The sequence below is a fragment of the Acidovorax sp. DMC1 genome (assembly GCF_056314325.1).
The window spans coordinates 258,537-271,433 of record NZ_JBQUYO010000004.1 but is presented as its reverse complement, the minus strand read 5'-3'; the positions used below and the strand labels follow the sequence as shown (position 1 = coordinate 271,433).

General features: G+C 66.9%; 12 protein-coding genes. 4 read left to right on the top strand and 8 right to left on the bottom strand.

The annotated features are described in order from the left end of the window. The first annotated feature begins 64 nt into the window (after positions 1–64). A complete protein-coding gene (locus tag ACT531_RS11315) occupies positions 65–550 on the top strand; it encodes a CZB domain-containing protein (RefSeq protein WP_015015652.1) in 486 nt (161 codons plus the stop codon). 323 nt (positions 551–873) lie between these two features. After that, positions 874–1,599 (top strand): M48 family metallopeptidase, encoded by a 726-nt coding sequence (locus ACT531_RS11310; RefSeq protein ID WP_476017477.1) that lies wholly within the window; start codon positions 874–876, stop codon positions 1,597–1,599. 82 nt (positions 1,600–1,681) lie between these two features. Here the strand turns inward: ACT531_RS11310 and ruvC are convergent, their stop codons facing one another. The 3 genes from ruvC to ACT531_RS11295 are packed head-to-tail and all read right to left on the bottom strand — an operon-like array spanning position 1,682 to position 4,103. Then, complete coding sequence (gene ruvC / locus ACT531_RS11305; RefSeq protein WP_015015650.1) at positions 1,682–2,230, bottom strand: crossover junction endodeoxyribonuclease RuvC; 549 nt, start codon at positions 2,228–2,230, stop codon at positions 1,682–1,684. Between the two features lie 58 nt (positions 2,231–2,288). Continuing rightward, positions 2,289–3,281, bottom strand: coding sequence for a phosphatidate cytidylyltransferase (locus ACT531_RS11300; RefSeq protein ID WP_110960240.1), 993 nt, complete (start codon positions 3,279–3,281; stop codon positions 2,289–2,291). A gap of 60 nt (positions 3,282–3,341) precedes the next feature. Further along, a complete protein-coding gene (locus tag ACT531_RS11295) occupies positions 3,342–4,103 on the bottom strand; it encodes a lysophospholipid acyltransferase family protein (protein ID WP_476017476.1) in 762 nt (253 codons plus the stop codon). Positions 4,104–4,642: 539 nt separating this feature from the next. Between ACT531_RS11295 and ACT531_RS11290 the strand changes: the two genes are divergently transcribed. Then, positions 4,643–5,656 carry a cyanophycinase gene (locus ACT531_RS11290; protein ID WP_476017475.1) on the top strand — a complete coding sequence of 338 codons (1,014 nt, stop codon included), beginning with the start codon at positions 4,643–4,645 and terminating at the stop codon, positions 5,654–5,656. 37 nt (positions 5,657–5,693) lie between these two features. On the opposite strand, the gene ACT531_RS11285 is transcribed toward ACT531_RS11290, so the two are convergent. Beyond that, a complete protein-coding gene (locus ACT531_RS11285) occupies positions 5,694–6,605 on the bottom strand; it encodes a helix-turn-helix domain-containing protein (protein WP_476017474.1) in 912 nt (303 codons plus the stop codon). 76 nt (positions 6,606–6,681) lie between these two features. Here ACT531_RS11285 and ACT531_RS11280 point away from each other — a divergent pair, with 76 nt between their 5' ends. Further along, on the top strand, positions 6,682–8,121 hold the full coding sequence (locus ACT531_RS11280) for a cytochrome P450 (RefSeq protein WP_476017473.1): 1,440 nt from the start codon (positions 6,682–6,684) through the stop codon (positions 8,119–8,121). Positions 8,122–8,148: 27 nt separating this feature from the next. Here ACT531_RS11280 and mtgA read toward each other — a convergent pair whose 3' ends face one another. From mtgA to ACT531_RS11260, 4 genes are all read right to left on the bottom strand, one after another. Next, positions 8,149–8,883 (bottom strand): monofunctional biosynthetic peptidoglycan transglycosylase, encoded by a 735-nt coding sequence (mtgA, locus tag ACT531_RS11275; RefSeq protein ID WP_060986032.1) that lies wholly within the window; start codon positions 8,881–8,883, stop codon positions 8,149–8,151. Between the two features lie 17 nt (positions 8,884–8,900). After that, positions 8,901–9,755 carry a shikimate dehydrogenase gene (gene aroE / locus ACT531_RS11270; RefSeq protein ID WP_476017472.1) on the bottom strand — a complete coding sequence of 285 codons (855 nt, stop codon included), beginning with the start codon at positions 9,753–9,755 and terminating at the stop codon, positions 8,901–8,903. A gap of 120 nt (positions 9,756–9,875) precedes the next feature. Beyond that, positions 9,876–10,736, bottom strand: coding sequence for a TonB family protein (locus tag ACT531_RS11265; protein ID WP_116747920.1), 861 nt, complete (start codon positions 10,734–10,736; stop codon positions 9,876–9,878). 32 nt (positions 10,737–10,768) lie between these two features. Continuing rightward, a complete protein-coding gene (locus tag ACT531_RS11260) occupies positions 10,769–12,844 on the bottom strand; it encodes a ribonuclease catalytic domain-containing protein (RefSeq protein WP_476017471.1) in 2,076 nt (691 codons plus the stop codon). Positions 12,845–12,897 lie beyond the last annotated feature (53 nt).

Below are 12,897 nucleotides of genomic sequence, written 5' to 3'. Positions count from 1 at the left end.
AAGACATTTCCGCGCTGGTTGCCATCCTGCGCTGCGCGGACCAGTCGTGCAAAAGGGATGACGCATGGGTTTTTTCAGCCGCTTGTTCAAGATCCGGGAGCAGGACCCCACCAGCCCCGAGACCACCTGGGCCATGGAAGACAACGGCAGCGAACTGGTGCTGGACGCTGAATACGCGGCCACGCTGATGACCGAGATCGATATCGATGCCGCCATCGCCAGCCACGAGCGCTGGCGCCTGCAGCTGCAGGACATGGTCAACGGCCGCTCCGACGAAGTCATGCGGCCCGAGCGCATCTGTCAGGACGACCGCTGCGACCTGGGTCGCTGGCTCTACGGCACAGGCCGGGTGCGTCTGGGGCACTACCCCGCGTTCGACATGCTGGTGGCGCGGCACAAGTACTTTCACCAGCAGGCGGCCGATGTAGTGACGGCCTTCCAGTCGGGCGACCAGCCCAAGGCGGCACAGCTGCTCAACGGCAGCTGCCGCCACGCGTCCAACCAGGTGCTGCTACTGCTCAAGGAACTCAAGCGCGGTCTGGGGCGCTGAGACGCGTCGCTCCGAAGGGCGGATTCTTCTGCCAAGCCAGTCGGCCGTTTGAGGCCTTCACTTTCTATCGCGGGGCGTCAGGCCTTGTGGTGGCGAGGTGTCGTCAACCCTGTTGTGGGATGGCGGCCCGCACACAGCATCGGCACACAGCTCTTACATCTGCAGACAGGACCCACCCCCGGAAACAGGAGGTGGCGTCGCTATATTCCGGCGCATTTGAGAACCATTGCTTGCACAAGGTTGCTCAATAAAACATCCATACCTAAAGCAACGACCACAAAAAGAGAGGGAATTCGATGGACCGCCGCCAATTACTGACGCTTGTGACCCTGGCATCCGGCGTGAGTGCCGTATCGCCCGTCTGGGCGCAGTTTGACCTGGGCAAGATGCTCGACGCGGGCAAGGACCTGGCCAAATCCGAGTCGCTGACCGATGACGAAGTCAAGGCCGCCTTCGACCAGATGGCCGCCGAAAGCGACCGCCAGAACCGTATCGCCCCCTCAGGCAACCCGTATGCCACGCGCCTGAACAAGCTCACGGCGGGTTTGGGCACCTATGACGGCCTGAAGATGAACTTCAAGGTCTACCTCACCCCCGACATCAACGCCTTTGCCATGGCCAACGGCACCATCCGTGTGTACTCGGGCCTGATGGACAAGTTCACCGATGACGAAGTGCGCTACGTGATCGGCCACGAAATCGGCCACGTCAAAAAGGGCCACAGCAAGGCCCGTATCCAGGCCGCGCTGCGCACCAGCGCCCTGCGCAACGCCGTGTCGTCCAGCAACAGCCGCGCCGGCGCCATCGCCAACTCGCAACTGGGCGATTTGTTTGAAAAAGTGGTGCGCGCCCAGCACTCGCAAAGCAACGAGCGCGAGGCCGACGACTACGCGATGGACTTCATGAAAGCCAAGCGTTACCAGCCCGGCGCCTGCGTGAGCGCACTGGAAAAGCTGGCCGCGATGTCGGGCGGTGATTCGAGCAGCTTTCTGTCCACCCACCCCTCGCCAAAGGAGCGGGCGGAGCGGATGAAGACGCAGTTGGCCTGACGTCTCGTTCTGGTTAAGACCCTGGTGGGGCTGTACCGCGCCTTTGGGCGCGGTATTTTTTTATCTGGTGTGGCGCAGGGGGTTAATAACTCCGCCCATCCTTGTACATCGCATGCTGCCGCCGGTTCAGCGTGGCGGCTTCGCCCAGGCGGCCCATGGCGGACCCGGCATGGGCATGGGTGATGGCCATGCCCAGGCCATCGGCGGCGTCGGTGCCTGGCAGGCCTGGCAGCTGCAGCAGGCGCCGCACCATTTCCTGCACCTGGCTTTTGGCGGCGCGGCCATGGCCGACCACGGCTTTTTTCATCTGCAGTGCGGTGTATTCGGCCACGGGCAGGTTGCTGGCCACCAGGGCGGTGATGGCGGCGCCGCGTGCCTGGCCCAGCAGCAGCGTGGACTGGGGGTTGACGTTGACGAACACGATCTCGACCGAGGCCACATCGGGCTGGTAGCGGGCTGCGACCTCGGTGATGCCGTCGAACAGGATCTTCAGGCGCCCAGGCAGATCGCCCAGTGCGAGGGTGGTGGTGCGGATGGTGCCGCTGGCCACGTAGCTGAGGTGGTGGCCGTCCATGTCCACCACGCCGAAGCCGGTGGTCTGCAGGCCGGGGTCAATACCAAGGATGCGCATTTGCTCTCGTTTTTATAGCTATTGGGGCAATGGGGACTAGCGCTACCGGTCGATTGTTCTACAAACCGAAGTACCAGCGTGCCGAATGGAAGAAAACGGGCGCCGCAAAACACAGGGCATCCACGCGGTCGAGCAGCCCCCCCGCACCCGTGACGGACATGCCCTGCATGCCCCAGCTGGTGATGCCCCGGTCGCGCTTCAATGCCTTCATCACCAGGTGCCCCAGGCTGCCCGCCACGCAGGCCAGCAGCGCCATGCCGAGCGCCTGGCCGGGTTTGAAGGGGGTGATGAAAGTGAGCAGCCCGCCCGCGAGGCCGCCGGCGGCCACGCCGGCCAGCCAGCTGGTCCACTGAAAGCTCTGGCTCACCTGCGGTGCCACCGGCTTGTGCGGAAAGCGCCGTCCCAGCAGGTGCTGCACCAGCATGCACGTCTGCACCACAAACACCAGGAAGAACACCAGAAACGCGCCCTTGTCGCGGTAGCCCGGAAAGTCGAGCAGCAGCAACGCGGGCACATGGCTCATGCCGTACACGCAGACCATGATGCCCCACTGCAGCTTGGCATTGCGCTCCAGAAACCGCTGGGGGTCGTTGGCCAGTGCGCTCACCACCGGCAGCGCCAGGAACACATACACGGGGATGAACACCGTGAACAGGTCGAAGTGCTTGCTGCCCACCAGCCAGAACTGCAGGGGCAGCACCACAAAGAACGCCAGCACCAGGCTGCGGTGGTCGCCCCGGCGTGTGGGCGACAGGGTGATGAACTCGCGCAGCGCAAAAAAGCCGACGATGGCGAACAGCACGGTGGCCACCGTCTCGCCCAGCACCCAGCCCACCCAGAACACCGTGGCCATGACCCAGGAGGTCTTGAGCAGCCCCCAGAACCGCCGGGCCTCCAGGGCCTGGGCTTCGGCTTCGGGGTCGTCGCTCGGGTGCTCGCGCAGATTGCGCACAAAGGCCCACACGGTGACGATGGACAGGATGCCGAACACGACCAGGAACAAGGCCCCGATCTGCTGGGTGGCGGTGAGGTTGCGCAGGAATTGGTTCATGTCAGCGCGCGCTCCAGGGCGCAGCGTTCGGCAAGTTCAGGGGCTTCGCGCGGGTCATGGTCAGACTTCCCGCAGTGCAATGACGGCGCGGCGCGCGCGGTCGAGGAACGGGCGGCGCTCTTCACCCGCTTCGAGCTGGATGGGCGCGCCAAAGGTCACCGAACAGAGGATGGGCACCGGTACCACTTCGCCCTTGGGCATCACGCGCTGCACGTTGTTGATCCAGGCGGGCACCAGCACCACCTGCGGAAACATCTGCGCCAGTTTGAACAGGCCGGATTTGAAGGCCTGGGGCTCGTCGCCATGGCCCCGCGTGCCTTCCGGAAAGATCACGATGGAGTCTCCGCTCTCCAGCGCGCGCACCAGCGGGGCCAGCGGGTCCGATTCGGGCAGTGCGGCGCGCAGTTCTTCGGGTGTGGGTGCGCGGGGGGGCGCTTCGGGCGAGGGGTCTGGGCCCCCGGCAGATGCCGTGTCGGCATCGGCTGCGGCGGCCTGGGTCACGGTGGGATCGGCGGCCACGGGCGCTGCGGGCCGAGCGGGCGTGGCCTGGCGGTCCACATACACGGCGTTGAACACGGCGGTGGTGATCCACTGCCGGAACGGCGTCTTGGTCCAGTAGTCTTTGGCGGCAATCGGCCGCGTGATGCTGCGCAGCTCCTCGGGCAACGCCGCCCAGATCAGCACCATGTCGGCATGGCTCTGGTGGTTGGCAAAGTAGATACGCTGCTCGGCCTTGGGCGGACAGCCATACCAGCGGGCTTGGGAGCCGGTGAGAAACCGCACGATCCCCAGCAGAAGGAAACTCATCAACTTGGCAAGCATGGCGGGGATGATACGGGCAGGCTTCGATGCGCTTTGCCAAACGGTGTGCGCAGGAGCGCTAGGCATCCTCTGCACGAATCGAGCGGCAAGTGGGCACTGCGGATCGGGATGGGCTGCAAGGCGCAAAACGCAGCAATAGCCGTAGCTATTGCGAGTATTTGCAACGCCGCAGACCGCCCGAGCCCGCAGATGTACACGGCGCGCTGACTCGTGCAGAGGGTGCCTAGCAGCGTTTGCCTAGAATCCATCGATTCCTTTCCCCTTCGCACCTTGTTTTGTGCGCCGCGGCGCCTATCTGGCCCGGTGCCTTGGTGTGCTGGTGTCCGGGCCGCTGCCGGTGACTGCGCGGCCGTGATTGCCTTGTGCCAGCTCGCTCCACCCCGCCATACTGGGCGGAGCGCCTTGCGTTTTTACTTCCCTTTTCCTTCCGTGAGCCCATGGTTCTAGACATTGTGTTGTTGCTGCGCCGGTGCCTGCGCCCCTTGGGGCGACGCTCCGTTATGGCGTGGACGGCGGCTTTGCTGCCGTGCCTGTGGGGGATGCATTTCGCCCAGGCGCAGCCCGCCACGGCGGGGGCGCCCTGGGTGGCCGCGCCCGCCTCTCCGGTCGCATCTCCCGCCTTGCCCGGCGCCACCACCGTGCCCACCCCGCCCGCAGCGCCATTGGCAGCGCAGCCCCAGTCGGCACAGGCGGGCTCTGCCAATGCGGCGAGGCTGGCGGCCGTCTTGCGGCTCTTTGTCCGGCCGCAGGGCCACTTGCTGATCGTGGGAGGCGGGGAAACGCCTGTCAGCGTGCAGCAGCGGTTTGTGGCGCTGGCCGGGGCAGAGAACGCCCGCATTGCCGTGTTTCCCATGGCCAGTTCCAAGTCGGACGAGGAGGCCCTGGAAGTGGCCCGCGACTTCAGCCGCCTGGGCGCGTTTGCGCAGGTGGTGGACATCCGCCCCGGCGAGGCCAACAGCGCTGCCGTGGTGCAGATGCTGGAGGGCTTCACGGGATTCTGGTTCTCCGGCGGCGACCAGTCGCGCCTGTCCACGCTGCTGGTGGGCACCCGCGCATTGCAGACCATCGAGTCGCGCTACGTGGCCGGGGCGGTGGTGGGCGGAACGTCGGCCGGGGCCTCGGTCATGAGCCGGCTGATGCTCACCGGCAAATGGCGGGCGCCGCGCAACTCCGACGAAGAAGAGCAGGTCAACATCGCCCGGGGCATGAAGGAGCTGGCACCCGGTTTCGGCCTCTTCCGGGGGGCGATCGTGGACCAGCATTTCATGCACCGCGCCCGCTACAACCGCCTCATCAGCGCGGTGCTGGACCACCCTCAGCTGATCGGTGTGGGCATCGACGAGGAAACTGCCCTGCTGGTGCGCCCGGACGGCCTGTGGGAGGTGCTGGGCAACTACTACGTCAAGCTCTTTGACGCCCGCCGGGCGCAGATCGTGGACGACGACGGCCCCATGGCCAAGGCTGCGGATATCCGCATGCATGTGCTGCCCGAGGGCGGTCTCTTCGACCCGCAGCGGCGCCGGGTGACCTTCCAGGAAACGCACATCCCGTGAGTGGGACCGCACCCCGGGTGGGCTCCGCGTTGTTGCCCTACACCCAGATCCGGTACACCCAGAACGCCTCGTCGCCATAGATGCCGTCGTACAGCGCCTGCGGTGCGTAGCCGGTGATGCGGCGCGTGACGCGGCACAGGTGCGACTGGTCGGAGAACCCGGCGCCCGCTGCCACATCGGCCCACTTGACCGAGCCCTGCGCAGCCTCGGTCGCGATGGTGTCGAAGAACGCCTGCTCGGCCTTGCCAAAGCCGCGCAGCTCGCGCAGGGGCAGTCCGGCCCAGCGCTTGATGCGCCGCTCCAACTGGCGCAGGCTGCGGCCGGGGGCGGACAGGGCAGCGCGCTGTGCGAGGTGTGCAGCCCAGTCGCCGTAGCGCTGTGTGGGCAAGGATTGTGCGGGGCGGCAGGCCTGCCAGCGGGGCTCCAGAAAATCTTCCAGGTGCTGCAGGCGGGCCGCGTTGTCGGGCAGGTTCTGCACCGCTTCGCACAGCGCCAGCCAGTCGGGCGGCAACAGCGATTGCGCGTCCACCATGCGATCGGTCAGGGCCCCAGGGTCCACGCCGGTGAGCTGGTGCAGCGCGTCGGGCATGAACATCACCATCATGGCGTGTGTGGGCCCGGCGCAGTAGCTGGAGGTGGGGCGGGTCTGCGGGCCGGCCAGCACCCAGCGGCCGGGGTAGGCCTCGCGCGGGCTGTGCTCCGTGGGCATGGAGTCGGGGCGCTCGGCCACCAGGGCCTCGCTGCGACCTTCAAACCACCAGCTCAAGCTGCACAAGGGGGACGCCGGAAAGCGGTTGATGCGTTGCGCGTCACTGAGTGTGTGGCCCACCGTGTTGCGCGCGATGGCAGCTCGCACGCAGGCCGTGAGGCTGGGGCGCGGCAGCCACAGCTCGCCCGAGGGGATCAGCCCGGCGGGGTGCCGTGGGGAGAGGGGGGCCAAGCTTGCCATGGGGCGCGAGTGTAGGCGACGGGGGCTGTCGCAATCGTTCAATACCAAGTCGTCGCTGCGCTGCAGCATGTGGGGCATGAACTCGCCCACAGTCACCACCTCGTCTGTTGCTTCTCCCACTCCTCCCACCACGCCTGCAACGCCACGCGGCCCGCGAACCCGCTGGTGGGGCCTGCCCCTGCTGCGCGCCATGCGCGCTGACTACCTGGGCTTTGTCACCCAACTGCAGCGCGAGCATGGCGACCTCACCCGCATGCGTTTAGGGTACGAAGATGCGTGGGACCTGATGCACCCCGATCTGGTGCGCGAGGCGCTCGTCACCCATGCCGACCAGCTCATCCGCTGGGAGCGTGGCATGGAGGTGTTCGAGGAAGTGTTTGGCCAGAGCGTGCTGGTGACCGAAGGCGACACCTGGCAGCGCCAGCGCCGGATGCTGATGCCCGCCTTCACGCCCAAGCGGGTGGCAGGCTACGCGCAGCTGATGACCGATGCTGCCCGCAGCGCGCTCGACGCGGCGGTGCCCCCGGGCCAGCCCGGTGCGCTGGTGGCCGTGGATGCGCTGTGGACGGACGTGGCCATGGACGTGATCCTGCGCACGCTGTTCAGCACCTCGGCGCAGGCCGATGCGCGCGAAGCCGCCTTGGCCACGCAGACGCTGTCAGAAGCCGCCTTCCACGAAATGTTCATGCCCTTCACGCTACCCGACTGGCTGCCCCTGCCGGGCAAGGCTGCCAAGCGGCGCGCCATCCGGTCGCTGAAGGGGCTGGTCTGGCGCCACATCCACGCCCGCCAGGCCGAGGTGGCCGCACCCGGTGCCCCGGACCGCTCAGACCTGCTGCACATGCTGCTGGCTTTGCGTGATGAGTCAACGGGCGAGGCCTTGTCGGCACAAGAGGTGTTTGACCAGTGCATCGTCAGCTTCCAGGCCGGGCACGAAACCAGCGCCACCACGCTGCTGTGGTGGACCCTGCTCATGGCCCAGCACCCCGAGGCCGCACTGCGCCCCCAGGCCGAGGTCGATGCCGTGTTGCAGGGCGGCACCCCCGGCCCCGAGCATCTGGCCCAGTTGCCCTGGCTGGGCGCCACGCTCAAAGAGGCGCTGCGCCTCTATCCCCCGATTGCCGCGCTGATGAGCCGCCGCACCACCGCGCCCATCACGCTGGGCGGCGTGCCGGTGCCCCAGGGCGCCATGCTGCGCATCACCCCCTGGGTGTTGCACCGCGATGCGCGCTGGTTTGCCGAGCCGGACCGCTTTGCGCCCGAGCGGTTTCTGGACGGCGCTCCACCCATCCCCCGGGGCGCGTGGATTCCGTTTGGCCTGGGGCCGCGCGTGTGCATTGGCCAGCACTTTGCGATGCTGGAGATGACGCTGCTGGCGGCGATGCGGTTGCAGCGCTACACGGTGCGGCTACCGGTGGGGGGCGCAGTGGGAGCGCCCCGGTTTCAAGTGACGTTGCGACCGAAGGGGACGTCTGCGTTGTGGCTGCAGCGGCGCGATGCGCCGCAGGGGCGATAAGGCGCGCTGCTTAGCGGTGGGTGACGTTCAGGGCAACTCCGCGCCGCCCATGCGCCCCAGGATCGTGCGCGTGCGCCCGGCCAGGTAGGCCGACCCGGGCGTTTTCTCAAAGCGCTTGGGCGCAGGCAGCATCACGGCCAGGCGTGCAGCTTCGGCGGTGCTCAGGCGGCTGGCGCTTTTGCGGAAGTAGTGCTGCGCGGCCGCCTCGGCGCCGAACACGCCCTCGCCCCATTCCACGTTGTTGAGGTAGATCTCTAGGATGCGCTGCTTGGAGAGCAACTGCTCCAGCGCCAGCGTGAGCACGAACTCCTGCCCCTTGCGCAGCAGCGTGCGTTCGCCCGACAGCAGCAGGTTCTTGGCCAGCTGCTGGGTGATGGTGGAGCCCCCCCGGATCTTGGGGGCACGCACCGGGCGCTCGGGGGCCCGGGCCTGCGCCTTGCTGGCCTGGGCTTCGGCCTTGGCGTTGCGCTCCCAGGCTTTTTCGATGGCGTTCCAGTCCACGCCATCGTGGTTCACAAAACCATCGTCTTCCGAGGCGATCACCGCGCGTTTGAGGTGGTCAGAGATGTCGGCGTACGGAACCCATTGCTGGCGCCAGGGCACATGGCCTTTGCTGGCCAGCAGCGTCCAGGCTTCGGACCGCTGAAAGGTGGTGGACTCGGGGTTGATGGCTGCCATGGCGGCAATGCGCAGCACAAAGAACAGCTGCAGCGCCACGAAGGCGATCACCAGCAGTCCCAGCCAGCGCAGCACGGCTTTCATCGTGGCGTCCCCGGGGGTCAGGCGGTGGCAGATTGCTGCATTTCGCGCATCACCTGGGCCGAGGGCGGGCGCACGCCGCGCCACAGCAAGAAAGCCTCGGCGGCTTGCTCCACCAGCATGCCCAGGCCGTCACGGGGCACGGCGCCGTGCTGCCGGGCCCAGTCGAGGAAGCCCTGTGCTGCGGGGCCGTACATCATGTCGTAGGCCAGGGCACCGGGGCGCAGCACGCTGGCGGGCACCGGGATGCCGCCGCCAGAAAGGCTGCTGGCCGTGGCGTTGATGATTACATCGAAATGGGCCGATAGCGCTAGTGGTTCTTGCGCTGACAGCTCTGCTTTTTGTAGCGCAGCCAAGGCGCTGTGCGACTGCACCAGCGCCTGCGCCTTGGCCAGGGTGCGGTTGGCCACAGTGATGTGGCGGGCCCCCGCCAGCAACAGCGGGCCCAACACACCTGCGGCGGCGCCCCCGGCGCCCACCAGCAGCACATCGCGCCCGGCCAGCGACACGCCCGCGTTGCGCGTGATGTCGGCCACCAGGCCCAGGCCATCGGTGTTGTCAGCGTAGATGCTGCCGTCGGCGCGGAAGGTGAGGGTGTTCGCCGCACCCGCCAGTTGCACGCGCTCGCTGCATTCGGTGGCCAGGCCCGGCGCTTCGGTCTTGAAGGGCACGGTGACGTTGCAGCCGCGCCCGCCCTCAGCGGCAAACGCGCGCACGCCCTGGGCAAAACCGTCCATGGGCACCAGGCGGCGTTCGTAGGCAATGTGTTCGCCGGTCAGCTCGGCAAAACGGGCGTGGATGGCAGGCGAGCGGCTGTGGGCCACGGGGTTGCCCATCACGCAGTACAGGTCGGCAGGGGAGGCGGGGGATGTCATGGAGTGGCTAGGGCTGCGTGGGGCTGGCGGTACGGGCGGCCTTGCGGTGTGTTCTGTGGGGCGGGTGGGTGGGCTCGGAGGCCTGCTTGGCACGCCTCGTTGCTACCCCCCGCCGGGCAGTTACTTCACCACGGTTTCCAGGGTCTGGTCGCGGGTGAACTTGAAGCGCGCCACCATGGCGATCTGGTCGGCCTTCTTGCGCATCTCGGCATCGAAGGCGCCAAACGGGCCTGCGGCGCGGGCAATGGCTTCGGCGCGGCGGTCCAGTGTGCTGTTGCCCGAGCCTTGCACGATCTCGGTGCCCAGCACACGGCCGTCGTGGTTGACGGTGACGATCATCGTCAGCTCGCCATAAAGCTTGCGGCCGCCTTGTTCGGGGAAGTTCTCGGTGCCCTTGTCTTCCACCTTGCGGCGCAGCGCGTCGTAATAAATGGCATAGGCCTCTTCGCGGGTGGCGGGGCTGATGTAGCGCTTCTTGGGGCGCGAGTTTTCTTCGTTGATGCGCTTTTCGATCTCGGCCAGCAGCTTGACGAGCTGGCGGCGCTTTTCCTGCTCGCTGGCCTGTTCGGCGCTCTGGCTGGCCTGGCGCGGATCGGGCACGGGCATGGTGGCTAGCTGTTTGCGCAGCTGGGCCAGCAGCTGGGCTTGCTGCTCCTGCATCGCGTCCATCTTGCGCTGGGCTTCTTCGTAGTCGTCACCCACTGTGGTGAGCGCGGTGTACGGCAGGGGGCTGGTGGCCCGGCCCTTCTCTGCATCGCCACCGCCCGCCAGGTTGGCCTGGGCAATCGCCTGGGCCTTGTCGGGGCGCTCGTTGGACTTGGCATTGACCAGGATGACTTCGAGTGGCGTGTCCTGGAACACGCGGTTGAAGCCCTCGGGGTCGATGAAGCGCACCGAGATGAGCGCAGCATGCACGGCGATGGAGACGCCCAGCGCCAGCTGCAGCGTGCTGAAGGTGCGGAGGAAGGCAGGGAGTTTCATCGCCGGCAATTATCAGGGGGCTGTCCGGGGCTTCAAGCGGTGGGGGCCGCTGCAGCGGCGTCGGCGGGGGCCTCGTTCACATCCACCGCAATCGCAATCGGGCCGGCCACGGTGTCGTCGTCCTCGGCATCATCCACGGGGCCATCGTCGCTGGTGTCTGCGGGGTCGTCCAGGCGCTCGATCACGGTGCCGTGGATATCCAGCGTGATCTCGTCCACCTCGCCCAGCTTGACCTTGAGGCGCGCGCCGCGCGGCAGGTTCTGCGCGCCCAGCACGGGGAAGACCAGCGGAATGTCGTCCGCGCGGACGAGGAAGCTGCCGCCCGGACCTTCCTTGAAGACGGTGGCGTTCAGCTCGGTGATGCCGTTCTGCTCCACATACTTCAGCGTCCAGAAGCGTTCCATGCCCGCCTGGTAGCCGTTGTAGGCGCTGTAGGCCGCGTCAAAACTGCTGATGATGGAGAACAGGTCGGCGTCCTTGGGCTTGAAGGGCGCGGCCAGCGCAGCGGTCTTGCCGTGGCGGGCGCAGGCAATGATCTGCCACTGGTTGACCAGGTCGGTGTAGCGGCGCAGGGGTGACGTGGCCCACGAATACGCTTTGACGCCGATGCCTGCATGCGGCAGCGCCTTGGTGCCCATGCGCACCTTCACGCCCGGCGCCATGCTGGCCTGGCTGCGGTAGATGCCGGGTACGCCCAGCTCGGCCATCCAGCTGCCCCAGGTGCTGTTGGCCACGATCATGGCCTCGGCCACGATCAGATCGAGCGGCGCGCCGCGCTGGCGTACGCTGATCTGCACCTGCTCGTCGCCCGTGGGCTCGGCGCCGTTGTTGCCGACCAGGCGGAAGTTGTAGTCCGGCCGGTTGAAGTTCTCGGGCTTGCCGCGCACGACTTCGCGGCGGGCCTTGAGGTCCTTGGCGAGGCGGTGCAAAAACGATAGCTGCGGGCGCAATTCGGACAAGCGCTTGGGGTCGTTTTGGTGCTCAAACGCCGGGTTGGTGAGCCATTCTTCCGTCACCACGCTGTCGAGCTGGTCGTGGCGCAGGTTGGCGGCCACGTGCACGCGCTCCAGCTTGGTCTCGGAGCCTTTGAACTCCAGCGTGGCTTCGTCGATGGTGACGTACAGCGACACGGCTGGGTTGGCGCGGCCTTCGTCCAGCGTGTAGGTTTGCACCACGTCGTCGGGCAGCATGGTGATCTTGTAGCCCGGCATGTACACGGTGGACAGGCGGGCGCGGCCGAGCTGGTCAATCGCGCTGCCGGGCTGGATGGCCAGGCCCGGTGCGGCGATGTGGATGCCCAGCACCACGGTGCCGGTGCCCAGGCCCTGCACCGACAGCGCGTCGTCGATCTCGGTGGTCTGCGAGTCGTCGATGGAGTAGGCCTGCGCGGGCGACAGCGGCAGCTCGTCCGCAATGACCGGTGCAGTGACTGCCGGAAAGCCTGTGCCCTTGGGGAAGTTCTCGAACAAAAAGCGCTTCCAGTGGAACTGGTAAGCGGAGTCGATGGCGCCCGCCTTTTGCAGCAGGTCCAGCGGCGCGGTGTGCGTGGCACGGCTGGCCTCAACCACGGCCTTGTACTCGGGCGCGTTCTTGTCGGGCTTGAACAGAATCTTGTAGAGCTGGTCGCGGATGGGCTGCGGGCATTCGCCCCGGCCCAGTTGCGCTGCCCACTCGTCGATCTGCGCGAGGATGGCCTTTTTCTTCTCGATGGCGGCCAGGGCTTGTTGCAGGATCTCGGCCGATGCCTTCTTGAAGCGGCCCTTGCCTGCGCGGCGGAAGTAGTGCGGTGCGTCGTACAGACGGAACAGCGCACCGGCCTGCTGGGCCAGGGTGGCGTTCTCAGAGAAATAGTCCCGCGCCAGGTCGGCAAAGCCGAATTCGTCTTCGGGAGCGAATTCCCAGGCCAGGTCCAGTTCAATGGTCTCCGCCACGGCCTGGGCCTGGGCGATGAGTTCTGCCGGGGCGGGTTTTTCGAACTTCAGGAGGATGTGGGCGGCCTTGACCTTGACCCGTTTGCCCGAGTCCAGCTCCACTTGGGCGGAGGTATCGGCTTCGGACAGGATACGGCCGGCGAGAAATTTGCCGGCTTCTTCAAACAATGCGTGCATGGCGGCGATTGTCCCATGGGCGCCAGCGGGCGCCCGGGCGGCGGCGCATATGA